The organism is Streptomyces sp. AHU1, from assembly GCF_045343905.1.
Lineage (GTDB): Bacteria > Actinomycetota > Actinomycetes > Streptomycetales > Streptomycetaceae > Streptomyces > Streptomyces triticiradicis.
Map to the genome: position 1 here is coordinate 764,349 of NZ_CP174283.1, position 21,417 is coordinate 785,765.

At 70.6% G+C, this 21,417-nt stretch carries 26 protein-coding genes and 1 pseudogene; 14 read left to right on the top strand and 13 right to left on the bottom strand.

Going from position 1 to position 21,417, the window contains the following annotated elements; genetic code table 11:
* Positions 1-14 precede the first annotated feature (14 nt).
* Both ACICHK_RS03580 and ACICHK_RS03585 read right to left on the bottom strand, forming a co-directional pair.
* On the bottom strand, positions 15-749 hold the full coding sequence (locus ACICHK_RS03580; protein WP_406835630.1) for a calcium-binding protein: 735 nt from the start codon (positions 747-749) through the stop codon (positions 15-17).
* Between the two features lie 231 nt (positions 750-980).
* Entirely contained in the window at positions 981-2,348 is a 1,368-nt protein-coding gene (locus tag ACICHK_RS03585) for a DUF3500 domain-containing protein (protein WP_406835631.1), read from the bottom strand.
* Positions 2,349-2,475: 127 nt separating this feature from the next.
* Between ACICHK_RS03585 and ACICHK_RS03590 the strand changes: the two genes are divergently transcribed.
* Positions 2,476-2,934 (top strand): pyridoxamine 5'-phosphate oxidase family protein, encoded by a 459-nt coding sequence (locus ACICHK_RS03590; RefSeq protein WP_406835632.1) that lies wholly within the window; start codon positions 2,476-2,478, stop codon positions 2,932-2,934.
* 93 nt (positions 2,935-3,027) lie between these two features.
* On the opposite strand, the gene ACICHK_RS03595 is transcribed toward ACICHK_RS03590, so the two are convergent.
* Positions 3,028-4,068, bottom strand: a complete 1,041-nt coding sequence (locus ACICHK_RS03595) for an epoxide hydrolase family protein (RefSeq protein WP_406835633.1) — start codon at positions 4,066-4,068, stop codon at positions 3,028-3,030.
* Positions 4,069-4,105: 37 nt separating this feature from the next.
* Here ACICHK_RS03595 and ACICHK_RS03600 point away from each other — a divergent pair, with 37 nt between their 5' ends.
* Entirely contained in the window at positions 4,106-4,666 is a 561-nt protein-coding gene (locus ACICHK_RS03600; RefSeq protein ID WP_151473387.1) for a TetR/AcrR family transcriptional regulator, read from the top strand.
* Positions 4,667-4,730: 64 nt separating this feature from the next.
* On the opposite strand, the gene ACICHK_RS03605 is transcribed toward ACICHK_RS03600, so the two are convergent.
* Positions 4,731-5,390: a GNAT family N-acetyltransferase gene (locus ACICHK_RS03605; protein WP_406835634.1), complete on the bottom strand. Its 660-nt coding sequence runs from the start codon at positions 5,388-5,390 to the stop codon at positions 4,731-4,733.
* 136 nt (positions 5,391-5,526) lie between these two features.
* Between ACICHK_RS03605 and ACICHK_RS03610 the strand changes: the two genes are divergently transcribed.
* Positions 5,527-6,252 (top strand): siderophore-interacting protein, encoded by a 726-nt coding sequence (locus ACICHK_RS03610; protein WP_406835635.1) that lies wholly within the window; start codon positions 5,527-5,529, stop codon positions 6,250-6,252.
* Positions 6,253-6,670: 418 nt separating this feature from the next.
* On the top strand, positions 6,671-7,120 hold the full coding sequence (locus ACICHK_RS03615) for a hypothetical protein (protein ID WP_406835636.1): 450 nt from the start codon (positions 6,671-6,673) through the stop codon (positions 7,118-7,120).
* 51 nt (positions 7,121-7,171) lie between these two features.
* Here ACICHK_RS03615 and ACICHK_RS03620 read toward each other — a convergent pair whose 3' ends face one another.
* Entirely contained in the window at positions 7,172-7,795 is a 624-nt protein-coding gene (locus tag ACICHK_RS03620) for an alpha-ketoglutarate-dependent dioxygenase AlkB (RefSeq protein WP_406835637.1), read from the bottom strand.
* A 96-nt stretch (positions 7,796-7,891) separates the two neighbouring features.
* Positions 7,892-8,737 (bottom strand): NAD(P)H-binding protein, encoded by an 846-nt coding sequence (locus ACICHK_RS03625; protein WP_406835638.1) that lies wholly within the window; start codon positions 8,735-8,737, stop codon positions 7,892-7,894.
* A 149-nt stretch (positions 8,738-8,886) separates the two neighbouring features.
* Between ACICHK_RS03625 and ACICHK_RS03630 the strand changes: the two genes are divergently transcribed.
* Both ACICHK_RS03630 and ACICHK_RS03635 read left to right on the top strand, forming a co-directional pair.
* On the top strand, positions 8,887-9,276 hold the full coding sequence (locus ACICHK_RS03630) for a helix-turn-helix domain-containing protein (protein WP_151473381.1): 390 nt from the start codon (positions 8,887-8,889) through the stop codon (positions 9,274-9,276).
* Positions 9,277-9,512: 236 nt separating this feature from the next.
* Positions 9,513-10,076, top strand: a complete 564-nt coding sequence (locus tag ACICHK_RS03635; RefSeq protein ID WP_406835639.1) for a DUF6817 domain-containing protein — start codon at positions 9,513-9,515, stop codon at positions 10,074-10,076.
* A gap of 26 nt (positions 10,077-10,102) precedes the next feature.
* Here ACICHK_RS03635 and ACICHK_RS03640 read toward each other — a convergent pair whose 3' ends face one another.
* Positions 10,103-10,732, bottom strand: a complete 630-nt coding sequence (locus tag ACICHK_RS03640) for a TetR/AcrR family transcriptional regulator (protein WP_406835640.1) — start codon at positions 10,730-10,732, stop codon at positions 10,103-10,105.
* A 212-nt stretch (positions 10,733-10,944) separates the two neighbouring features.
* Between ACICHK_RS03640 and ACICHK_RS03645 the strand changes: the two genes are divergently transcribed.
* Positions 10,945-11,157 (top strand): DUF4287 domain-containing protein, encoded by a 213-nt coding sequence (locus ACICHK_RS03645; RefSeq protein ID WP_151473379.1) that lies wholly within the window; start codon positions 10,945-10,947, stop codon positions 11,155-11,157.
* Positions 11,158-11,333: 176 nt separating this feature from the next.
* Here ACICHK_RS03645 and ACICHK_RS03650 read toward each other — a convergent pair whose 3' ends face one another.
* On the bottom strand, positions 11,334-11,657 hold the full coding sequence (locus ACICHK_RS03650) for a hypothetical protein (RefSeq protein ID WP_406835641.1): 324 nt from the start codon (positions 11,655-11,657) through the stop codon (positions 11,334-11,336).
* A 390-nt stretch (positions 11,658-12,047) separates the two neighbouring features.
* On the opposite strand from ACICHK_RS03650, the gene ACICHK_RS03655 reads away from it, so the two are divergent.
* From ACICHK_RS03655 to ACICHK_RS03665, 3 genes and pseudogenes are all read left to right on the top strand, one after another.
* Positions 12,048-12,566, top strand: a complete 519-nt coding sequence (locus ACICHK_RS03655) for a hypothetical protein (protein ID WP_406835642.1) — start codon at positions 12,048-12,050, stop codon at positions 12,564-12,566.
* A 68-nt stretch (positions 12,567-12,634) separates the two neighbouring features.
* Positions 12,635-12,739 (top strand): annotated as a pseudogene (locus tag ACICHK_RS03660) (DUF6191 domain-containing protein); the annotation flags it as partial.
* Between the two features lie 167 nt (positions 12,740-12,906).
* Positions 12,907-13,647, top strand: coding sequence for a VOC family protein (locus ACICHK_RS03665; protein WP_406835643.1), 741 nt, complete (start codon positions 12,907-12,909; stop codon positions 13,645-13,647).
* 112 nt (positions 13,648-13,759) lie between these two features.
* Here the strand turns inward: ACICHK_RS03665 and ACICHK_RS03670 are convergent, their stop codons facing one another.
* Positions 13,760-14,389, bottom strand: coding sequence for a flavin reductase family protein (locus ACICHK_RS03670; protein WP_406835644.1), 630 nt, complete (start codon positions 14,387-14,389; stop codon positions 13,760-13,762).
* A gap of 66 nt (positions 14,390-14,455) precedes the next feature.
* Here ACICHK_RS03670 and ACICHK_RS03675 point away from each other — a divergent pair, with 66 nt between their 5' ends.
* A complete protein-coding gene (locus ACICHK_RS03675; RefSeq protein WP_406835645.1) occupies positions 14,456-15,166 on the top strand; it encodes an ArsR/SmtB family transcription factor in 711 nt (236 codons plus the stop codon).
* Positions 15,167-15,314: 148 nt separating this feature from the next.
* Here ACICHK_RS03675 and ACICHK_RS03680 read toward each other — a convergent pair whose 3' ends face one another.
* The 4 genes from ACICHK_RS03680 to ACICHK_RS03695 form a co-directional block, all read right to left on the bottom strand.
* A complete protein-coding gene (locus tag ACICHK_RS03680; RefSeq protein WP_406835646.1) occupies positions 15,315-15,689 on the bottom strand; it encodes a signal peptidase I in 375 nt (124 codons plus the stop codon).
* Positions 15,690-15,877: 188 nt separating this feature from the next.
* Entirely contained in the window at positions 15,878-16,444 is a 567-nt protein-coding gene (locus ACICHK_RS03685) for a hypothetical protein (RefSeq protein WP_406835647.1), read from the bottom strand.
* Positions 16,445-16,586: 142 nt separating this feature from the next.
* Entirely contained in the window at positions 16,587-17,378 is a 792-nt protein-coding gene (locus ACICHK_RS03690; RefSeq protein WP_406835648.1) for a maleylpyruvate isomerase family mycothiol-dependent enzyme, read from the bottom strand.
* A gap of 141 nt (positions 17,379-17,519) precedes the next feature.
* Positions 17,520-19,028, bottom strand: coding sequence for an MFS transporter (locus tag ACICHK_RS03695; protein ID WP_406835649.1), 1,509 nt, complete (start codon positions 19,026-19,028; stop codon positions 17,520-17,522).
* 113 nt (positions 19,029-19,141) lie between these two features.
* Here ACICHK_RS03695 and ACICHK_RS03700 point away from each other — a divergent pair, with 113 nt between their 5' ends.
* From ACICHK_RS03700 to ACICHK_RS03710, 3 genes are all read left to right on the top strand, one after another.
* Positions 19,142-19,591 carry a MarR family winged helix-turn-helix transcriptional regulator gene (locus ACICHK_RS03700; RefSeq protein WP_406835650.1) on the top strand — a complete coding sequence of 150 codons (450 nt, stop codon included), beginning with the start codon at positions 19,142-19,144 and terminating at the stop codon, positions 19,589-19,591.
* A gap of 217 nt (positions 19,592-19,808) precedes the next feature.
* Entirely contained in the window at positions 19,809-20,408 is a 600-nt protein-coding gene (locus ACICHK_RS03705; RefSeq protein ID WP_406835651.1) for a DUF4328 domain-containing protein, read from the top strand.
* Positions 20,409-20,461: 53 nt separating this feature from the next.
* Complete coding sequence (locus ACICHK_RS03710; protein WP_406835652.1) at positions 20,462-21,034, top strand: EF-Tu/IF-2/RF-3 family GTPase; 573 nt, start codon at positions 20,462-20,464, stop codon at positions 21,032-21,034.
* The last annotated feature ends 383 nt before the right edge of the window (positions 21,035-21,417 follow it).

The following is a 21,417-nucleotide window of genomic DNA, read 5'->3' on the forward strand; positions in this document are numbered from 1 at the left end:
GTCTCGTGCCGGTCCTACTTCACGTCGACGTAGTCACCCGTGGCCGCCTTGGCGCCGGTGGTCGTGGTGCCGGCGAAGTTCCAGCGCCAGTAGCCGTCGGTGGAGGCGGTGACCGTGGTCTTCAGGGTGCCGGTGCTGCTGGTCTTCACCGTCTTGACGGTGGTGTAGGTGCTGGAGCCCTTCTTGCGGAACTGGAGCTTGACCGACTGCCCGGTGTAGCCGTGGTACTTGTAGTCGTCCCAGCTCGCGCGCTTGAGCGTGCCCGTGACGGTGATGGTCCTGCCCTTGGTCACCGGCTCCGGCGACGCGTTCACCGTCAGCGTGCTCGCGCGCTTGAGGTGGAAGCTGTCGATGCGGTCGTCCCAGCGGTAGTCGTCGTCGAGGGCGTCCACCCAGGAACCCACGTACCAGGTGCCCGCCTGGTCGTTGTACAGGTCGACCCGGGGATCGAAGGTGAACGAGTGCGTGCACTCGCTGTCGGTCTCGCAGATGGTCTCGTCGCTCGCGTAGCCGGCGCCGGGACCCTCCAGAGTGGTGTCCGCCGACAGCAGACCCCAGTCGTCGTAGGCGTGGATCGTGACGTCGAAGGTCTTCGCGGCGGTGGTGCCGATGACGACGTCCGAGCCGTGGTTGACGGTGACACCGAGGATCTCGGTGTCACCGTAGCCGCCGTCGGCGTGAGCCGCCGGTGCCACGAGGCCGACGACCCCGAACGCGGCGGCGACAGACAGCGCTACGCGCTTGCCCATGTGGTGTTTCTCCTTCAGTCGGGCCGCGCGCGCCAGGGGCGTCGCGGCCTCGTCTCGCAGGCGACCGTGACAGCACGGACCCGCCTCGGCAGCCGTTTCGCGCCGCGGCGGGATCCGCGCCCGGTCATGTGGTGAGCTGCGAGTTTCGCAGAAGGAAAGCACTCCGTGCAGCACTCGTGACGATCTCGTGACGATTGTGAAAACATGCAGCTCGGAGGAGCGAAAACGTCGTCAGTGGTCCGTTTCCAGATGGAGTTTGAGCAGGTCCACTCCGTAGTCGTTGCCGTTGGGCGTGCGGATGATGGTGTGGATGTGCTGCTGGGTCGGGGTGCCCTGGGGACCGCCCGGTCCACCGGGTCCCGCGCTCGCGGACGCGGAGGCCGAGGCGGGCTCGGAGGCGGAGGGGGAGGCCGAGGTGCCGCCGCCACTCTCGTGGTACCCGAGCGGGGACTCGGCGTCGTACTCGATCAGTACGACGGGACTGTGGACGCGGTAGTAGAACGCCGAGTCGTCGTCGTGTTCGCCGATCCAGTGGAAGTACGTGTCGTCGAGATGCCTCTCGATCTCGCGCAGCCGTACCCGCGCGTGCCCTTCGTCCTGGTAGCCGACGTACACCCCGGCCAGATCGAGCAGCAGCCTCCGCTGGCGGCGGTTCAGGGACGAGCCCTTGACCCCGGCGTACGGGACGACCGCGTTGTCCTGGCCGGCGCCCGCGATGAGGTCGGTGCCGGACTTCTCGTTCGCGGACAGCGCCCGGGCGAGCTGTGCGTCGTCCAGGGAGCGGAGGAGCTCGAGGCCCGCGAGGGTCTCCTCCCGGAACAGGTGGTAGTCCTTCCCCTCGTACGTGACCTTCGTCGGCTCGGAGCCCATGAACGTCGGGGTCATCACGACCTGGTCGCCCAGGACGAAGTAGTTGATGACGAGGTGGTGTCCCTCGAACTGGAATCCCCAGGCCCCGGTCGCCGACGGGGTGCCCATGACGGTGAACCAGTAGGCGTCCTCGTTGAGCGCCTTGGAGGTGTCGCCCTCGTACTCCCCGAGGAACTGGTTGAGCTTGCGGATGTCGTTGGCCTGGCGGAGACCGCGGGCCGACAGTGCCGCCCTGAGCAGCCTCGTGCCGAGCGCGTACTGCTTCTCGGTCAGATCGCGCAGGGCGACCCCGTCACGGTCGTCGGAGTCGACGTTGGTCCAGTCGAGCCATTGGTCGGAGTCGACGTCGAAGAGGGTGGCCGCCTTCTGCTCGTCCGTGAGCGAGGCGACGAAGGCCTGGGCCGCGCGGACCACCGGGACGGTGGAGACACCGGTGGAGTGGACGGCGTACAGATCACCGAGGACGGTGCCGTCCGTGGTGACGCCGACGAAGTCGTCGTACGCGATCGTCCGGCCGAAGCCGCCGCCGGGCGGCGGGCCCGACGGGGACGCGCTCGCCGTGGCGTCCGCGGAGCCCGCCTCCTCGGCGCCGGCCGAGGAGGCGGCCCAGCCGCCCATGACCGCGACGGCGGAGACGCCGCCCGTGAGCAGGGCCTTGTTCATGAACCACCGGCGGGAACGGTGGGCGGCCCGGGTACGCGGCTTGTGTCCGTGATTTTCGTTGACCATAACCCTGACGATTTCGTCAACACTTCGGGATACCGTGTCAGCGGCCTGTGCGTGCCATAGGAATCCGGGGCGGCCCTGTGCGGGCGCGAGGGGAAATACCCTGCCGCTCAACGGAGTTGACCTTGCCATGACTCAAGGACCAGCACCCCGCCCCCTGTCGGACGAGGCCCTGTCGGCCCTGCTCGGCGAGCAGCGGTTCGGCACCCTCGCCACGGTCAGGCAGAGCGGCCACCCCCACCTGACCACCATGCTCTACGACTGGGATCCCACCGCCCGCGTCATACGGATGTCCACCACGGCCGACCGCGTCAAGGCCAAGCACCTGAAGCACGACCCGCACGCCGCCCTGCACGTGCAGGGCAGCGACGTCTGGTCGTTCGCCGTCGCCGAGGGCACGGCCGAGGCCTCCGGACCGACGACGGTTCCCGGCGACGCCGTCGGACGGGAACTGCTCGAGATGATCCCCGCGGCGGCGCGGCCCGCGGACGAGGAGGCGTTCCTCGAGGAACTCGTCGCCGAGCGCAGGATCGTCATCCGGTTGCGGGTGGAGCGGTTGTACGGGACGGCCCTGGACATCGAGAACTAGTGCCATGACCACGGACATCCATGGCAGGGCGGCCACCGTGCCATGGGCCGGTCCGGGCGCACGGCGTCGGGCGGAGCATCTGCGAGCTCCGTCTCAGCCGCCGAGCTCGACCGCACGGCGCAGGTCGGCGGCGTAGGCCTCGGGCTGTTCCCAGGGCGCGAAGTGGCCGCCGGCACGGTGCTCCACATAGTCGCGGACGTTCAGGAACGCCTCGGCGTAGCTTCGCGGCTCCGGTTTGATGTCGCGCGGGAACACGGAGAGCACGGTCGGGGTGTCGATCCGGTCGGGGAGGGCGGCCGGTTCGGCATAGGTGGTGAACGAGGTGCCGATCGTGCCGGTGACCCAGTAGGCGGTGACCCAGGTGAGAAGTTCGTCCGGAGTGAAGGCCGACTCGTCGGACCAGGACTCCAGTTTCTCGATGATCCAGGCCGCGAGGCCGGCGGGTGAGTCGCCGAGTGCGACGGCGAGCGTGTTCGGCCGCGTCGACTGCTCCGCGATGTACCCGCCCTCGGTCCGGAACCACTGCGCCGACCGGCGGAGGTAGGCCGCCGCGTCGGGCGCGAGCTTCGCCGGGTCCGCCGTGAGCGCACGCTGCGGGGCGACGTTCGTGAGGTGCAGGGCGGCCACCCGGTCCGGGTGTTCGGCGGCGAGGAGTTCCGCGACGGTACCGCCCACGTCGCCGCCGGACACCGTGTACCGCGGGTGACCGAGTTCGTCCAGGGCGTCCGCGACGATCCCGGCGATCCGGTTGACCGACATACCGGGAGTGGTGAGCGGGGTCGCGAACGGGAAGCCCGGCAGCGCGGGAACCACCACATGCACGTCCGTGAGCAGAGGCAGGACACGCTCGAACCGCAGCACCGAGTCCGGCCAGCCGTGCAGCAGCACGACGACCGGAGCGCCGGGACTCGCGGACCGCTGGTGGATCACACGCAGGTCGATGTCGCCCGCCCGCACCGTCACCCAGGGGAACTCGCCTATGCGGCGCTCGTGCACGCCCCAGTCGTACCCGTTCGTCCAGCGTTCGAGCAGTTCGTCGAGGTGGGCGCCACCGATGCCGCGCGTCCCGTCCTCGCTCCACGGGGTCGCGACACGCCGCGTCCGCCGGAGTCGTTCCCGCGTCTCGTCATCCATGTGTATCAGCGTACATATGATGTGTATGCTCGTACACATGACTTCGCGCAACGCGGCTGCCACGAGACAGCGGATCCTGGAACACGCGCGACGCCAGTTCGCCCAGCACGGGTACGCGGCGATCACGGTCAAAGGCGTGGCCGACGCGGCCGGGGTGTCGCCCAACCTCATCACGCGCTATTTCGGCGGCAAGGACGGCCTTTTCCTGGCGGCGACCCAGGTGGAGATCCCGGTCTCCACCTCCTTCGACGGCGACCGTTCCACGCTGGGTCCGCGCCTCGCGGCGAGCATCGTCCAGCGCTGGTTCGGCGCACCCGGAGAGGATCCGCTGCTCGTGCTGCAGCGCGCCTCCGGCGAACGCCCGGAGGCGGCGGAGGCGCTGGCCGCCTTCCTCGACGCGCACTCGCTGGAACCGCTGCACCGCTACCTGCGCGACAGCGGCCTGGACGACGCGGACGCCCGCAGTCGGGCCGCGGCGATCGACGCCTTCGTGCTCGGCGTCTCGACCCGCCGCCGGGTCCTGCGTTCCGAACTCGGCGACCCCGCCGATCTCCAGGCCTGGCTGAGCACCACCATCCAACGCCTCGCCGACGGGTGACGCACGACAGCGAGAAGTGCCGGGACTCCGCTTCCGGTCAGCACCTGCGGCGCGGTCACACGCGTCAGAGGCCGTTCACCCCTACCGGCCGCCGGCGGGCAGGGGCGTCCGGAATCCCCTCCGGGAAAACCGTCTCCCGGGCCAAGAAGGCGAGTTGGGCCCGCTTCTCGGGGAGGTACACGTCGGGCAGGTCGACCTCCGGCAGCACGACCACCGGGCCCGGGGTGAATCCCTGACGACGGAAGCGGGCGATGGCCTTCTCGTTGCGTACGTCGGGATCGACCACGACGCGCTCGCGGTCCAGGCCCAGCAGGACGTACGACGCCACCGCGCTCAGCAGGGCGGTGGTCCAGCCGGGACGCCCACCACCCGGCCCGACCGGCGCGAGCAGCAGGTGGACTCCGATGTCACCGGGTTCGACCGGGTAGCACTCACCGACGCGGTCGGCCGTCGGCTCGTACGTCTGCAGCAGCGCGACCGGCTCACCGTCCTTCACGAGAAGGTGTGCGTGGTGGGTGTCGAGCGTCTCCATGTGGGCGTACGTAGAGGCGACTTGATCCACGGTCAGGTCTCTCATGCCCCAGAAGGCGGCCCGGTCCGCGTTCACCCAGCCGTGGACCACCGGAGCGTCGAGCCCGGCGTCCAGGGGCAGGACGCGGACGGTGCCGTATCCCTCGACGAGCTGCTCGTGCAGGGCCGTGCGCGTGGCGTATGTGTCGGACATCGGTCTCCCTCGTTCGGCCGGTCGCGTGCGCGCCCCGGCGGCTTCCTGTGACCCTCCTGTGCGCCACCCGGTCATATTAGGTTAGGCTCGCCTAACTATTTACCGAGATGCGGTCGTACCGAAGGGCGAAGAGGTCATGGGGCAGGCGCAAGGGCGGGGTTGGGAAGGCGCGGTTCTCAAACTCCTGCGCGCGAAGGACTACGTGTTCACCATGACGGGTTCGGAGGACGTCACCGCGGAGTACCGACGGGTGCGCTTCACCGACGGCGGCATGCTGGCGGTGACCGGCGTCCACCCCACGATGTGGGTGCGGCTGTGGTTCGACAACGCGGGCAAGCCCCACCAGCGGGCGTACACCCTGGTCGACCCCGATCCGGCGGCCGGTACCTTCAGCCTGGAGTTCGCCCTGCACGAGGGACGCGCGAGCGACTGGGCCAGGGCGGCGAAGCCAGGCGACACCATCGAGGCGACGGTCCAGGGAACGGGCTTCGAACACCCCGCACCCGAACCCTCGCACGTCATCGCCGTGGCCGACGCCGCTTCCCTGCCCGCCCTCAACTCCCTGCTCACCGCGCTGGGCCCGATCCCCGCGACGATCTGGTTCGAGGGCAGCCTGGAGGGCCTGCCCTGCCGGACCGCCGCGCATCACGACGTACGGCAGGTGGCGCGCCGGGACGCCGGACGCCATCTGGTCGACGAGGTGAAGGCGGGCCTGCCCGAACTGCTGAAGGACTGCCCCCAGCCCTACGTGTGGATCGCGTGCGACACGGCGACCACGCGCGCGCTGTCGGCGCACGTCCGCAAGGAGCTGTCGGTCCCGAAGCAGCGGGTCAACGCGCTCGGGTACTGGCGGGCGGACTGAGCGCACCCGCGTGACCGGGCGGAGGGGGCCGGGCACGGCAGCCGAACCCGCCGCCCCGGAGCGCCCGGCCTCGGCCGACCGTGCCGTGGGCGGGCCGTCCGGCACCTGACCGTGCCGCGGCCGACCCACGCGCCCGTACCGCGGTCCCTGCCGCCCCGCTCCCGGTACCGCCCGTTCGGCGGCGCTGAAAGCGGGGCGCGCCAGGAACCCATTCACCATGCAGTCCCTCACGCCGTACGCCGTCGCCGCCCGCCGAGCCGCATCCGCATCCGCATCCGCATCCGCATCCGCATCCGCATCCGCAGCAGCCGTCGCCCCGCCCGCGGCCGCGAAGCCCGAGCGGCCTGCCGGACCTCCCGCGCCTCCAACACCTCCCGGCGACGGCCTGGAAGCCCGTCTGGCCGCGGTCAAAGAGGAGATGGACGCCCGTCTCGCGCTGGCGGCCGTCGCCTACGAGGTCAACACGGCGCACATCGAGACGCCTCCGGTCGACTGGACCCGGATCGGCGCTCCACCGGCTCCCGCCGTGCTGCCCCTCACCACTCCCCCGGGTCCCGACCCGGACACCACACCCGTCGCGGCACTCCTGCACCGGGCATCGCTGCGGCTGCGGACGGACGGCTGGTGCGCGGGGACGCTGACGGACGAATACGGCTCCCTGTGTTCACAGGGCGCGATCCGCAAGGAGTCGGGCGGCGACCGGAACCTCGAAGTACAGGCCATGGCGGTACTGCTGGAAGCGATCCGCAGACGGTTCGGCCCCCACGTGGAATCCGTACCGTCCTTCAACGACTCCTGGGCCGACGGCCGGGAGCCGACCCGCATGCTGGAACAGGCCTCCGTCCTGGCCGACGCGCGCGGCGTCTGAATCCGCGGCCCGGCCCGGCGACCGGCCCGGTGACCGGCCTCGCGGCCATCGTCAGGCGGGGCCGAGGACGGTACGGAACGTCACCGACACCCGTCGGCCGCGAGGGACCCTGCCCCCGCCCTCCGGGTCGCTCTTGCGGGCGGCGATGCCGTGGCGCCAGTCGTACCGGGCCGGCCCCGTCATCACGCACAGGCTGCCGGGAGCCAGACGCACGGAGACTTTCCTCCCCTCCTCGGGGTGGGTGAAGTCCATGACGCAGCCGGAGCCGAGGGATATCGCGGCGACGACCGGTCCGAAACAGGGCACGCAGTCGACGTGAGCGCTGATGCCCTGGCCCGGCTGGTACTCGTTGACGATGACCTGGTCCGCCCGCTGGTCCATGATCCCTTCCCGGGCCAGCCGCGCGGCCTGCTGGAGCGCCCACGACGGCAGGGGCGGTGCGGCGGCCGCCGCCCGAGGGGCCGCCACGGAGCGCCGACCGTAGTCGTACCGGTGGCCGTAGTGCTGGACCCGTCGCCTGAGCTCCGTCGACCACGCCTCGTTCTCGATCGACGCGAGCATCTCCCGGCACGCGTCGGGACCGAGCCAGCCGTCGATGTGGCGCAATCCCGGAACGGGCACGGAAGCCGCCTCGTCCCCCGCGTCGAAGGACAGCTGTCCAAGGCCCTCAGTCATGCCCGAAGGGTAGCCAGCCCCACTGACAGGCCACCGTTCGAACGGCCGAGGGACGGGTGCCGGGCCGGGGCCGGGGCGGAGCCGGAAGCAGCGGTCTCACCGGAACGCGTCGACGTACCGCCGGGCCCAGTCGGCGAACGTCCGGGGCGCGCGGCCGAGGACCCGCTCGGCATCGGGGCTGACGCGCCGCTCGGCGGGGGTGGGGTCGCCGAGGATGGCCAGCGTGGTCTCGACCACGGGCTCGGGCATGAACCGCAGCATCTGCGCGCGGGCCTCGTCGCGGGTCTGCTCGATGAACCGGACGGGTTCACCGAGTGCGTCGGCGATCGCTTCGGCCCGCTGCCGGGGCGTGTTGAGCGCGGGTCCGGTCAACTCGTAGAACTGCCCGGCGTGGCCGTCCTCCCGCAGGGTCACGGCGGCGACCTCGGCGATGTCGTCCGGGTCGATCGTCGGCAGGCCGATGTCGGCGAACGGCGCGGCGACGGTCCTTCGGGCGCGGACCGACTCGGCCCAGGCGTACGCGTTGGAGTCGAAGCCTCCGGGTCGCAGGATCGTCCAGGTCATGCCCGACTGGCGGACGGCGTCCTCGATGGAGCGCGCCGTGTCCCCGTGCGACACCGACTCGGGCCGGGTCGCGACTCCTTGGGAGGACAACAGGACGACTCGTCCGACACCGCCGGCCTTGGCGACGTCGAGGATGTCCCGTGGGCTCAACAAGTGCGCGCCGGGGCCTCCGTTCTGCAGGAACAGCGCGTCGGCTCCGTCGAACACGGGCCGAAGGCTCTCGGGATCGGCCAGGTCCGCCCGTGTGTGCGCGACCCCTTCCGGCACATCCGTGCCCGAGATCCTCCGGGAGGTGGCGGTCACCCGCACCCCTGCCGCCGCGAGGACCCGGACGAGCGACCGGCCGACGTTGCCGGTTGCCCCCGTCACTACGAACATGAACAACTCCCGTGTCGATTCAGCATGGTTGACCCACCCGAAGCGGGGGGGGGACCGCCGCGGACGACTGCTCTCCGGGCGACACGGGGACGCTAACAGCGTCGATATAGTAGGTACCTAGAGGAAAGTGACTATCCCGAGGGGTGCGCATGGCCGGCGACACCGACTGGACGGCCGCTGCGACCGACCCCCAACTCGCCTGTCCGACCAGCGGAGTCGTGGACATCGTGTTCAGCCGGTGGACCACCCCGATCCTGTGGACCCTCAACACGCACGGCCGGCTCCGCTTCGTCGAGCTGGAACGACTGATCGGCACGATCACGCCGAAGGTGCTGACCCAGCGGCTGAGGCAGCTGGAGCGCGACGGCATGGTCGTCCGCACGTACCACCCGGAAGTCCCCCCTCGGGTCGAGTACGAGATCAGCGAGCTCGGCCGCAGCCTGGCCCCCCTCTTCGCGCACCTCGCCGAATGGGCCGCCGCCAACCTGGACAAGGTCGAACGGGCCCGGCAGGACTACGACACCGACCCGTCCCGGTAGCGGGCCGGCGAGAGGTGTCGATCCTCGGCGAGACCCAAGCCGCATCTTGGACACATGGAGCGTTTTCCCAGGATTGACCGGGGTTCCGGGGTGCCGGAGGATCGTCGGCGGGCACGGACGGCCATCCGTACGGTGCCTTCGCACGACGCTTCCGTACGACGCTTTCGTGCAACTCCGTGCCGGCGAAGGCCCCGTGCGGGCACCCACCGGACCGTCACCGAAGGGACACGGACGCCATGCCCGCCTTCCCCGCCGCGACCGATCAGGCGGTCGCCCTGCTGCGTCGGCTCGGCGCCGAGGACATCGCCCACCCCGGTGGCACCCTCCTGTCCCACCTCCAGCGCACACGGACACGGCTCGCGGCCTGGAACGCCCGTCCCGCTCTCCAACTCGCCGGCCTGTGCCACGCGTTCTACGGCACGGACGGCTTCGCCACCGCGTTGCTCCCACTGGACCGCCGCGACGATCTCGCGGCGGTGATCGGCGTCGAGGCGGAGGCCGTCGTGTACCTGTACGCCTCATGCGACCGGAAGGCCACCTACCCGGCACTCGGCCGGGCCGACGCCGCCCTCCACGACAGGTTCACCGGCCGGTCCGGCGTTTTTGAACCGCAGGCGCGCCGGGACTTCGCCGAACTGTCGGCCGCCAACGAGTTGGATCTCGCCGACATCGACCCCGCGTTCCGCGACAAGTGGGGACCTGAACTGCTCGCCCTGTTCGCCAGGCTCCAGGACTCGCTGAGCCCCGACGCCTGGCTCGCGTGCCGCACGGAGCTCACTCTGCCCGGCGGTCAGCCCTGATCCGCGCGGACCGCCGGGCAGGGTGGTCAACGGTATGCGGCGAGGAAAACCCTGACGCCGGCCGCCGCGTAGTGGTCGAGGTCGGCCTCGCTGTGCCGGGGCGAGCCGGTGAACATCGCCTCGTTCACCGGGATCCACAGCAGGAGGCCCGCGAAGTGGTTCGCGGCCAGGAGCGGATCGTCCATGTGGAGCAACCCCTGGTCGGCCAGTCTCCGGAAGGTGGCCGCCAGGGTGGCGAGGACCCGCTCGAAGCCCCGTTCGTACCAGGCGGTGCCCAGGTCGGGGAACGCTTCCGCGTTGGCGATGACGAGACGGCGCAACTGGAGGACCTGGGGCTGGGTGAGGGCACCCAGGAAACGGCGGGCGAGCAGGTTGAGGTTCTCGGTCAGGGACGCGGCGTCAGCCGGGATGTCGGCGACCATGTCGATCATCGCATCCACCCGGTCCGTGGTCGCCAACACCATCTCCGTGAACAGCTTCTCCTTGTCGGCGAAATGCTTGTACACGGTCTGCTTGGAGACCGCGGCCACCTTGGCGATGTCGTCCATGCTGGTGCCGGAGTAGCCCTTTTCCATGAACACCCGGGTCGCGGCCTCCATGATCGCCTGGTGCTTGCGGGCCGACCGGCCTTGCGGACCTTGCGCGTTGGCCTCCATGCCACCTCCCTCGACAAGTACTGGACAGTCTAGTTCTGTCATGGCTACCGTAACCCCCAGGACGCAGCAAGTACTACACCGTCTAGTTCTGAAGCTGAGGGAAACGCACCGGCGACACCGTCGCGACCGGCCGCAGGCGTCGCCCACCTGATGCGGGCACGGGCAGTTCCCGCACATGACCGACCGCCCGGCACCACCGACTGGAGATCATGATGACCGCACCGGCAAAGGGACCCGCGAGCTACTTCCCGTCGATCGAGAAGAAGTACGGCCGCCCGATCGCCGACTGGAAGGAACTGATCCGCGCCTCGCCCCTGACCAAGCACATGGAGCTCGTCGCCTGGCTCAAGGCCGAACACGGACTCGGCCACGGACACGCCAACGCACTCGTCGCCCATACCCTCGCGGAGGAAAGCGGCAAGTGACGCGGGCGGCCGTGCCGCTTCCCGGGCACCGCCCACGGCGACACCGCGCACGCGGAGAACTCCGCGGGCGGTGCCGCCGTGACCGTCGACCTGCCCTGCTGACGTCCCGCCCTGCCGACCACCCGGCTTGCCGGACAACGGCCGGAACGGCGGAGAGGGCGAGTGTCGCATCCTCCCTACGACGCCGAAGTCCCCCCAAGTTCGCGCCGCTTGGCGACCAGCGCCATCGTCAGCACCTTGTCCCGGAACGGGTTCGCGGGACTCAGGGCCGTCGCCACCGCCACCGCCTCGTCCAGCAGGGCCATCCGCTGCTCGGGCAGGTCCCGCACCAGAGGCGAGGTGCTCGCCTCCACCAGGACGTACGCCAGTTTCGACCCGTACGCCTCCGGATCGACCCGCGTCAGGGTCCGGTAGATCCACAGCCCTTCGACGCCACGCACCACCCGCCGGTTGGTGCTCAGCAGCATGACCCTCGCCCGCATGACGATGTCCTGATCCATCGGTCCATCCCCCTTCGTTCCGCCACTCCCGGTCCGCCCCGTCACACGACGAGGCAGCACGACGAACGCACCGGCAGCCCGATACGGGTGCCGGCACGCATGCCGGTGAGTGGATGACGACGAGTCTGCGGGCGGGACAGTGCCCGTGCCAAGACCGAACGGACGTGCGCTCCGTCCTACCGCGAACGCCTCCGAGCAGGCATGATGGACCTGACACTCTCCCAGGACTCTTACTGTGAAGCGGACTTCGTCGCCACCGCGGCCGTGACCACGTGGGTGGAGGGGACTCGGATCGGCCTCCGTGCTGTCCGAGAACGACCCGCCGACATCGACGTACGACAGGGCTCGCCGTACGCTTGCCGACTTCCGAGTGCACTCCGGGGGGATCTCGTGTACCGCTTCGTCCGCCATGCCGGCAAAGCTCTGACTGCCGTCGTGCTGCTCACCGGCACGGCAACGGCCTGTTCCGGCTCGCCCGCGACACCGAAGGCGCCGCAGTCCCGGAAGGCGACGGGCTCCGCCGCCGCGCCCACGGCGCAGCCGGCATCCCGGTCCGGCCAGGAGCGGCTGGACGAGAAGGCCCGCGACCTGCTCGACAGGACGGACCCCTGGGCCTCGGACGACGAAGGCCTGGTCTCGTCCGGCTCCCTCGCGATACCCGGACAGAACGTGGACGACACCGTCGAGTCCGGCACCGCCCTGCGGGTGGAGGTGGCATGCGCGGGAGAGGGCACGGTCACCTTCACGGCCGTCTCGGGCACCGCCAGGAAAGCCGAGCGCGTCGACTGCGCGCGGACGATGACGAACCGGTTCGACTTCACCACGGCCGAACCGAGTCTCACGATCCAGGCGGACTCCTCCGAGGCGGAAAGGGTGGGTACCGCCTACGTGGTGCGTCACATCACCTGACCGTACGGGCGCGTCGCGAACGCGCACTCGCCACCGAGGAAAGGCGCACGCCCGGGTCGGACCCCCACAAGGAACGTCAGTCCGCCCTGCTGCTGCGCGACGACGAGGACGGAGCGCCGCCGAACCGGACCACGGTGGATCTCGACGGAGGAACCGCGGTCGTCCGGATACCGGGCGCCGCCCGGCGGCAGACCTCGAGACTCCTGCCTCGGAGCGTATGCCGGCCGGCGCCGCGGGCGAGGTGCTCGACCGGCGGACGGGGTTCTCGACCGGCGGGCGGGACGTTCCCCCCGCTCGGCGGCAGCGCGTCGCCGCAGGGCACGTGCATAGGATCGCCCGCATGGCACTGCGACCTGTTCACGTGATCGTCAAGGCTCTCGACAGCTCGGCGGTCGGCCGGTTCTGGGCGGAGGCGCTGGGCTGGACCGCCTACAGTCCCGGCGTGGGCACCTACGTCGGGCCTTCCGGTGGCCTCATCTGGCCGCACCCGGTCGCCGTGGGCATCGACGTCGTTCCGGTGCCGGAGCCCGGAACGACGACGAAGAACCGGGTGCACCTCGATCTCGCCACCACTTCCGCGGCGCATCAGGCGGAGCTGGTCGAGCGTGTGAGGGCTCTCGGCGCGACGCCCGTCGACGTGGGCCAGGGCGAGGTGCCGTGGACCGTCCTCGCCGACCCGGAAGGCAACGAGTTCTGCGTGCTGGAACCCCGGGAGGTCTACCGGGACACCGGGCCGATCGCCGCGGTGGTGGTCGACTGCGCGGACCCGCGGGCCATGGCCCGGTTCTGGGGTGAGGCGACGGACTGGACCCTGCACGAGGTGGCCGACGATCACGCGACGCTGCGCTCGGCCGACGGCGTCGGTCCCTACCTCGAGTTCCTCCGCACGCCCGACGTGAAGACCGTGCCGGACCGCGTCCACCTCGACCTGCTGCCGTACCCCGGTGACGACAGGGAGGCGGAGGTGGCCCGGCTGCGGGCCCTGGGCGCCGCCGACCTCGACGTCGGCCAGGGTGACGTGCCGTGGACGTGCCTGACCGATCCGGAGGGCCACGAGTTCTGCGTCCTGGCCCCGCACTGACACGACGCGGCGCCCCGCCGAAAGACGCCACCCGGGCCCTGCGACGCGGGCCCCACCTCCTCGCGGCGGCCGGTGAGCGTCTCGCGTCCGGGTGGGGGTGCCGCGGTCCTCGTCATGCGGCACGGGTCGTCGTGTTCGCCGTTTCCGAGCGGAAGCCGTGGCCGACCTCCGGTGCCAGGCCGTGGTAGTGGCGGAAGTTGTAGATGAGCGGGCTCCAGAGAGCGGGGTCGATGTGGTGCGTGCCCGGCACGACGACGCGTTCGTCGGCGTGTACGCGCAGTACGTCGCACTCGACACTGAAGAAGAGCCCTGCTCCGCCCGGTGTCAGTGCACGGGCCCGTGCCTCCAACTGCAGGGCGCACTCGGCGACCCGTGGCGGCTTCACGATGTGGGAACCGGCCGGGGTGAACCCGGACGCGGCGAACTTGTCGGGCTCGTACCGGTACACCGCGCGCTTGCTCTCGGGCACCGGGTCGGCCCCGGTGAGCGGTGCCAGGCGCTCCACCTGCTCCCACAGCTCCGGCGAGGCCACGTTGACCACCAGCTCGGAGCGCGCCGCGAGGTTGCGCGCGGTCCGGCTCTCACGGCCCAGGCCCAGGACGATGTGCTGCCCCAGCGCCCAGACGGAGGAGATCGGGGCGAGGTTGAACGTGCCGTCGTCGTTCTCGGTGGTCAGCAGGACCACGGGCGTACCGAAGTGGAGGATGCTCGGCCGGACCACTCGGTGGGTGTCAGTCGTCATGCCTCAAGACGTTAGGGGCGGGACGTTTCGATGGGCGTCGAAGTGTCGGCCGACGACAATGGTGCTGTGATCAGCCCCGACACGTACGCCGAAGAACCGGACCTCGCCGCCCTGGGGGCGTTGCCGGCCGACCGCACCCGCGCCGCTTTCTGCCTCGCGCTGCTCGACGGCCGCGCGTGGACGGCGACGGAACTGGCACAGCTCGCGGGGATCGCACCGTCCACGGTCACCAGCCACCTGAACCGGCTGGTGACCGGCGGCCTGCCGGCCGAGGAGCGCAAGGGCCGGCACCGCCATGTGCGCCTGGCGGACCCCGCCGTCGCCGAGATGATCGAAGCCCTCGCCGCCCGGGCACCGCGGCGACCCGTTCCGGTCCGCTCGCTCGTCGCTGCCCGCCGGCACTGTGCCATGGCCTTCGCCCGCATCTGCTACGACCATCTCGGCGGCTCCTTGTCCGTGGCGATCACCGACGCGATGACCGAACGGGGATTCCTGGACTGGGAGTCCGGCCCGTCCCTCACTCCCTCGGGCGCCGCGTGGCTCACGGACACGGGCATCACCCAGGACACGGAACCACACGTACGCACGTGCCTGGACTGGACGGAGCGGCGCTTGCACCTGGCGGGCGCGGTCGCCGCGGCCCTGTTCCACCACGCGGTTCAGGAGTCCTGGCTCGTGCCGGCCGAAGGCTCCCGCGTCGTGCGGCTGACGGACCAGGGGCGCGACGCCTTCCGACGTCACCTGAGCCTGACCGACGAGGCGCTCACGGCTCGCTGACCGTTCTTCATGTCCGACGACCACCCGTCCGGCGATCGTCTCCGGGACGTCGTCCGGAGCATGAGGAACAAGCTCAGGGCCTGTCACGAGAACCGCGCGATCCCGCGCCGACGCGGGATCGCGGAATCATCCTCATCGGTCACCTTGATCAGTCACCTCGATCGGTCACCTTGTAGCCGGGGACGGAAGGCCAGCGAACCGTCAGGACCACGGACTCCTCCTCCGCGAACCAGGAGTGATCGACGCCCTGACCCCACACGACGTAGTCCCCCTGCTCGGCCAGGAGAACACTGCGCCCGGGCAGTTCCACTCGGAAGCGCCCGCTGACGAGGACCAACAGGGCGGTACGCTCTTCGCCGGTGACCCACTGGGCCCGCTCGTCGCCCCGCGGGTGGACGCCCCACTTGATCTCCACGTCCTCGCTGTGACGGGGATCCGAGGCGTCCTTGAAATGTCCCAGCAGCCATCCCCGGTCCAGCGCCGCGTCCTTGCCGGCATTGCCCACGTACACGTTGTCGGTCATGGCTCCGGAAGGTAGCAGCCGGTGGCATCGGCACTCACAGCAGCAGTTGTCACCGCTCTCGCGGCAGACCTGGACGGGATCGGGCCGCGGTCCGGTCCCTTCGTGGCGGAAGCCGGGTGTGGGAGCCGCGGCGGTCGCCACGGCTCCCACACCCCGCGATCAGGCCGGACACCGCCCTCACCGGCTCCTCACCAGCTGTGCGCGACGTCGATCACCAGGCGGCCGGACAGCTGGGTCACCCGGAACGGCAGGCGGGCCCGCACCCCGAGTCCCACCTGGGTGACCCCCTCGAAGCTGGCTCCGAACTTCGCGTCCCTGAAGGTCCGGTAGCCGGTCAGGTCGACGCCCGGAAGGGGCTGGCCGCCCCGGCCGGGGTAGGTCGCGGTGTTGGTCTCCGGGTCGTAGGAGGGGGCGGACACCAGGATCTCGATGATCGCCCCGCCGGAGACCGGTATGCGGATGCCGGACGGGTCCTGGATGAAGGCGTCGACGTAGTGCGCGGTGTACCCGATCCCCGTGGTGCCCGCGGTGGGCACGTCGAAGACCATGCGGTCGTAGCAATCGTGCCGTCCGGTCCTGATGTCGGTCAGCGAACCGTCGTCGGCGTCCGCCGCCGTCTTCGGAAGGCTGCCCCAGCCGGTCGGACAGGTGACCGCCGCCGTGGCCGCGCCCGCCGGTGCGGGTGCGGCCACGACCACGCCCACACCGGCCATCGTCAGGGCGGCCAGCACCGCCATGGATCGTCTCGTACGCATGGTTCCCCCTTGAACTCGCGGCTCTCGGTTGCCTGCCATGTACGACATGACGGTCATGGATTTGGTTGCACGGACCGCACCGGAACCGGCCCGTCGACCGCGCCGGCCGACCCGGCTGCCCCTGACCGGCCCGACCGGCCTTTCAGAACGCCGAGTTGTCGAACCAGAGGGTCATCAGGTCCTCGTCCCCGTCGTACGCGAAGACCTCCGCTCCCCGGTGGAGGCGGCCGTAGACGAGGAGCAACAGGTCGGCCGCGGTTCCCCGGACGGTCGCGTCGGCGGATCCGTCCGCCGTACCGGACGTGTCGAGCCCGAAGCCGTCGGGGCGCAGCCGGACCAGCCAGTCGCCGTCACCGTCGCTCGCCAGGAAGCGGATGGTCCTGTCGGGACCGCGCAGGTTGGCGACAGCGGGGGCGAAGGAACCGGCGAAGGGCAGGTTGACGAGGAACTCGTCGATCCCGTCGACCGCCAGCGGGCGGTCGACCGTCGGCGGCAGGCCGAGCGCCAGGTCCGCGTCCACCCGGTGCAGCAGGGTCTCGAAGAGCATCCGGCGCGCCCAGAAACGGGCGTGCTGGTCGACACCCCATGCCCACATCGGGAGGTCCGGGCCGGTGGCCGCGAAGGCCTCCGCGGCCACCGTCGCGCTCTCGGCCAGCCAGTCGGCGTAGCCGTCCCACCCGTCCGGAAGCCGCAGGTCCACGTCACGGGTTCGCGGGGGTTCCTGGACGCGGGCGTGCAGGAGGGCCGAGAACCAGCGCTGGACGCTGCCGGTGTGTCTGACCAGGTCCGCCAGCGTCCAGCCGGGACAACTCGGCACCGCCGTCGTCGAGTCGGCGTCCTTGAGCGCCGCGACGAATCGGGCGGTCTCCACCGCGATCGCCGCGCGATGGTCGACCGGAGTCGCTCCACGTGCGTGGCCGTCCGAGGAAATCATCGTCGATGTGCCTTTCTACGAGGGTTGGGTCCGGCTCTGTCGAACAGCCGGTCCGCGGTCAGGGGCAGCCGAACAGGCCGACGTACTCGGGGTGTCGGACGGCGGCGGGCCGGTCCCGCGGGCGAGGACCGGCCCGATCGATCACACGGACGTGGTCTCGGACCCTGCCGACGCGAGCTCGGTGGCCTCGGGCGTGACGGCCTTGCGCACCACGGGAGTGCGCGGCGCGTGCGCCGCCTTGAGTCCGACGAGGGCGACGACGGCGACCAGGACGAACGCCCCTCCGGCGATGGCGAAGCTCAGCGTGAACTGGCTCTCCTGCGGGAGGGCGGGCATTCCGGCCGGCAGCGGTACGGACTTCGACGCCAGGAGCGAGGTGATCACCGCGCTCGCGACGGCGCTGCCCACGGAGCGGGAGATGGAGTTGATGCCGTTGGCGATGCCGGTCTGGTGGGCCGGGACCCCGGCGACGATGAGGGCGGGCATGGAGGCGTAACCGAAGCTGATCGCCAGGCCGATGAGCATGCCCGCGCTGATGACGGAGGCGCTGGTGTCGTGGGCGGCGGTCAGCCAGGTGAAGCCGAGCACTCCGAAGCAGGCTCCGGCGGCCAGCGTGACGCGCGCGCCGAGCCTGCGCACCAGCACCCCGCCGAACTGGGCGCCCACGAGGGAGACGAGCGTGGTCGGCAGCAGATAGACGACGGACGCGGCGAGCACCGAGGCGCCGAAGCCGTAACCGACCAGCTTCTCCGGCATCTGCACGAGGTACGAGACGCCGATGAACTGGGTGAACATCGCGAATCCCAGCAGCAGTCCGGCCAGGTTGGTGAACAGGACGGGCCGGTGGACGAACATCTTCATGTCCACCATCGGTTCCTCGACCCGGTTCTCGGTGAACACCCACACGCCCGCCATGACGACCGCGCCGGCGAAGGTGCCGAGCGTGCGGCCGGACGTCCAGCCCCATTCGTGCCCCTGCGAGATGGGCAGGAGCAGGAGCACCAGCAGCGCCCCGAGGGTCAGCGCGCCCAGCCAGTCCGTGCGTCCACCCGTCTTGGTCCGGGAAGGGGGCACCGTGATCAGTACGCCCGCCAGGGCCACCACGGCGAGCACGACCGCCAGCCAGAAGGGCCGGTGGTAGTCGGGGTGGGAGCCCTGGGTGAGGAGGCCCGCGCCGACCAGAGCGAGCCCGCTGCCGAACGCGAGCGTTCCGCTGACCAGGGCCATCGCTCCGTGCAGCTTCTCCGGCGCGATCTCCTCGCGCAGGACGGAGAGGGCGAGCGGGAAGATCGCGGTCGCCGCCCCCTGCATCACCCGTCCGACGATCAGCCAGGTCAGCGAGGTGGTGGTGGCGGCGAGCACCGACCCGGCGATCATCACGACCAGCACGCCGACGAGCGTGGGCTTCTTGCCGTGCTGGTCACCGAAGCGGCCGAGCAGCGGGGTGAACACGGCGGCGGACAGCAGTGTGGCGGTGGTCACCCAGCTGACGCTCGCCGTGCTGGCCTTCAGATCGCTCTGGATCATCCCCAGGATCGGGACGACCAGGGTCTGCATCATCGAGACGACCATGGCGGCGAGCCCGAGCACCAGGACGATCCTGATGTGCCCGGAGGACCTCGACGACGCCGCTTGCTGTGTGTGAGACACGGAGAGTCCGCCCTAACTACTTAACAACCTCGATGCTTGAGAACTTCAAGCAATAGCTGACCGTAGCCGCCGATATTTGAGATGGTCAAACTTCCTGGCGTAGGGTGACCCACATGACAGGAACCAGTGGTGTGGACTCGGACCAGCTCATGGAGCTCCTGTCGGTGTCGCTCGGTGCCTACTACGGCGACTTCACGGTGGCCGCGGCGAGCGAGAACCTCACGGCCAGCCAGGGCAAGACGCTCAACGTGCTGCGTCGCGGTCCGGCCGCGATGCGCGCCCTCGCCACCATCCTGACCTGCGACGCCTCCAACATGACGGGGATCGTCGACCGGCTGGAGAAGCGCGGCCTGGTCCGGCGCGAGCCCAGCCCCACCGACCGCCGCGTCAAGAACGTCGTCCTCACGGCCGAGGGCGAACGCGTCATCGACGTGATCCGCGGGAAGATGCACGCCACGCGCGCCGGCCTGGACAGGCTCAGCGACGAGGAGCGGGACACCCTCCACTCCCTCCTGGAACGCGCCTTCACCTCCCGGCCCGCCACTCCCCGGCCGAGCGCCTGAGCGCTTCGGCACCCGAGGGCTCCCACCCGGCCCGGAACGAGCGGGCCCGCACGCCGGCGGTCACCCTCGACCGCTGAACGGCCGGCCACCGCCGGGGACTCGCGCCCCGGACGGAAGACTCGAACATCGCACACGCGTACGGCGACCGGGCTCTATGATCACTCCGCCCCAGCGACCGCTGCGATCGCGCACGCCTCCGAGACAGGCCGGGAAGAACATGACGAGCACCACCCGCAAAGCCCCCAGAACACTCGCCCGTTGCGCCCAGGCGGCGATAGGGGTGGCCGCCGTGGCGGACGCGTTCCGGGCGACGGCGCTACGGAACCACAGGCTGCACCCCTCGGATCCGTCCCCGGAATCGGGCAACGCCTCCATGGTCTTCGTCTACCTGATGACTCTCGCGATCGTGCTGTTCCTCATGTGGCTCGCCGAATCCCGGAGCAACGCCCAACTGCTGTCCCCCCGGAGTTCGCTCCCGACGCCGGGCTGGACGATCGGCGCCTGGTTCATCCCCGTGGTCAACCTCTTCGCGCCCCGCCGGTCGGTCCTCGACATCGGACGCGCGAGTTCCCCGTCGTGGGAGGAGAAGCGGGGCACCACGCTGGTCGATCTGTGGTGGGCCGCCTGGATCGTGCACGGGCTGGCGCTCGTGACGGCGAACCAGGTGGCCCCGAAGTCGCTCGCCCTGCTCGTGGTGGCCGAGGTCTCCATGATCGCGGCGGCCGTGCTGCTCGGACTCGTCATCGAGCGCATCACGTCGCTGCAGAGCGCCGCGCTCAGCGCCACCGTTCCCGCCGAACCCCTCCCCCGGACGTGAGGCCGGCTCCCCGGGAACCGTCACCGGCGCACCCCGCGGAAGCTCCGTTCCTGATGTCGGTCGAAGGCGTCTTCCCCCCACGGCGGGTCAGTTCGGCCCCCCGGCGGGGCAGGCCGGTCATGGCGGCGGGCCGGATCGAACGTGGCCGGATCCGCAGGGGCGACCTGGTGGAGATCGTGGGCCCGAACGCCGGCCTGACCGCCGTCGTCGCGGACATCGAGCACTCCCACGTGTCCGTCGCGGAGGCGGGTGCGGACATGAACGTGGGAGTGCTGCTGCCGGGCGCCGCCTCGGTCGCCCTCGTCCTGGAACGCGGCCAGGTGCTCGCGACGCCGGGCTCGATCAGCGCCCTCGCCGGCTTCACCGCCGACATCGACGTGTTGTCCGAGGAGCACGGCGGCACCGAGATCCGCTCCGGCGACCGTCTCCAGTTCCACATACGGAGCGCCACGGTCCTGGGCACCGTCTCCCTCCCCGAGGGGACCGACGTGATCCGTCCGCTCCACCGGGCCGAGGCGGTCGTGACGCTCGAACAGGCCGTCGCGCTGGAGGAAGGCCAGTCCTTCGCGTTCCGTTGCCACGGTCGCGCGACCGGCTCCGGCACCGTGACCCGCCTCGCGCGCTGAGCTCCACCTCGGCGGTGGCGATCCCGGGCGGGCGTGGCGGCAGCGGGATCACCGACGGCCGGAAATCGGAGCGTGTCGGCGGCCGCGGCCCGCGAGACCCCACAGGGCCGCCGATACCGCCGCCGACCAGAGACCGCACCCACCCGCCCGACCCAACTACCGGGACAGGCAAAGGGGTTGGGCGTCCTGCGACACACGGCACTTTTTCGCCAATGACACGGAACTCGATTGGTCTACACCTTGACTGGTACAGACCAAAGCGGTTGAGTATGGCTCCACACCCCCCACCACGGTCGTCCGGACTCCGCGGCACCGGCGTTCCGTCGGCGTTCGCGCGGCTCCCCCTGCCTCCGGAACGGCCCTGCCCCGCAAAGGACTGATTC

Bases quoted from the DNA above. Each gene is read 5' to 3' on its own strand.
- ACICHK_RS03580 (WP_406835630.1), bottom strand. From the start codon at position 749: ATGGGCAAGCGCGTAGCGCTGTCTGTCGCCGCCGCGTTCGGGGTCGTC.
- ACICHK_RS03585 (WP_406835631.1), bottom strand. From the start codon at position 2,348: ATGGTCAACGAAAATCACGGACACAAGCCGCGTACCCGGGCCGCCCAC.
- ACICHK_RS03590 (WP_406835632.1), top strand. From the start codon at position 2,476: ATGACTCAAGGACCAGCACCCCGCCCCCTGTCGGACGAGGCCCTGTCG.
- ACICHK_RS03595 (WP_406835633.1), bottom strand. From the start codon at position 4,068: ATGGATGACGAGACGCGGGAACGACTCCGGCGGACGCGGCGTGTCGCG.
- ACICHK_RS03600 (WP_151473387.1), top strand. From the start codon at position 4,106: ATGACTTCGCGCAACGCGGCTGCCACGAGACAGCGGATCCTGGAACAC.
- ACICHK_RS03605 (WP_406835634.1), bottom strand. From the start codon at position 5,390: ATGTCCGACACATACGCCACGCGCACGGCCCTGCACGAGCAGCTCGTC.
- ACICHK_RS03610 (WP_406835635.1), top strand. From the start codon at position 5,527: ATGGGGCAGGCGCAAGGGCGGGGTTGGGAAGGCGCGGTTCTCAAACTC.
- ACICHK_RS03615 (WP_406835636.1), top strand. From the start codon at position 6,671: ATGGACGCCCGTCTCGCGCTGGCGGCCGTCGCCTACGAGGTCAACACG.
- ACICHK_RS03620 (WP_406835637.1), bottom strand. From the start codon at position 7,795: ATGACTGAGGGCCTTGGACAGCTGTCCTTCGACGCGGGGGACGAGGCG.
- ACICHK_RS03625 (WP_406835638.1), bottom strand. From the start codon at position 8,737: ATGTTCGTAGTGACGGGGGCAACCGGCAACGTCGGCCGGTCGCTCGTC.
- ACICHK_RS03630 (WP_151473381.1), top strand. From the start codon at position 8,887: ATGGCCGGCGACACCGACTGGACGGCCGCTGCGACCGACCCCCAACTC.
- ACICHK_RS03635 (WP_406835639.1), top strand. From the start codon at position 9,513: ATGCCCGCCTTCCCCGCCGCGACCGATCAGGCGGTCGCCCTGCTGCGT.
- ACICHK_RS03640 (WP_406835640.1), bottom strand. From the start codon at position 10,732: ATGGAGGCCAACGCGCAAGGTCCGCAAGGCCGGTCGGCCCGCAAGCAC.
- ACICHK_RS03645 (WP_151473379.1), top strand. From the start codon at position 10,945: ATGACCGCACCGGCAAAGGGACCCGCGAGCTACTTCCCGTCGATCGAG.
- ACICHK_RS03650 (WP_406835641.1), bottom strand. From the start codon at position 11,657: ATGGATCAGGACATCGTCATGCGGGCGAGGGTCATGCTGCTGAGCACC.
- ACICHK_RS03665 (WP_406835643.1), top strand. From the start codon at position 12,907: ATGGCACTGCGACCTGTTCACGTGATCGTCAAGGCTCTCGACAGCTCG.
- ACICHK_RS03670 (WP_406835644.1), bottom strand. From the start codon at position 14,389: ATGACGACTGACACCCACCGAGTGGTCCGGCCGAGCATCCTCCACTTC.
- ACICHK_RS03680 (WP_406835646.1), bottom strand. From the start codon at position 15,689: ATGACCGACAACGTGTACGTGGGCAATGCCGGCAAGGACGCGGCGCTG.
- ACICHK_RS03685 (WP_406835647.1), bottom strand. From the start codon at position 16,444: ATGCGTACGAGACGATCCATGGCGGTGCTGGCCGCCCTGACGATGGCC.
- ACICHK_RS03690 (WP_406835648.1), bottom strand. From the start codon at position 17,378: ATGATTTCCTCGGACGGCCACGCACGTGGAGCGACTCCGGTCGACCAT.
- ACICHK_RS03700 (WP_406835650.1), top strand. From the start codon at position 19,142: ATGACAGGAACCAGTGGTGTGGACTCGGACCAGCTCATGGAGCTCCTG.
- ACICHK_RS03705 (WP_406835651.1), top strand. From the start codon at position 19,809: ATGACGAGCACCACCCGCAAAGCCCCCAGAACACTCGCCCGTTGCGCC.
- ACICHK_RS03710 (WP_406835652.1), top strand. From the start codon at position 20,462: ATGTCGGTCGAAGGCGTCTTCCCCCCACGGCGGGTCAGTTCGGCCCCC.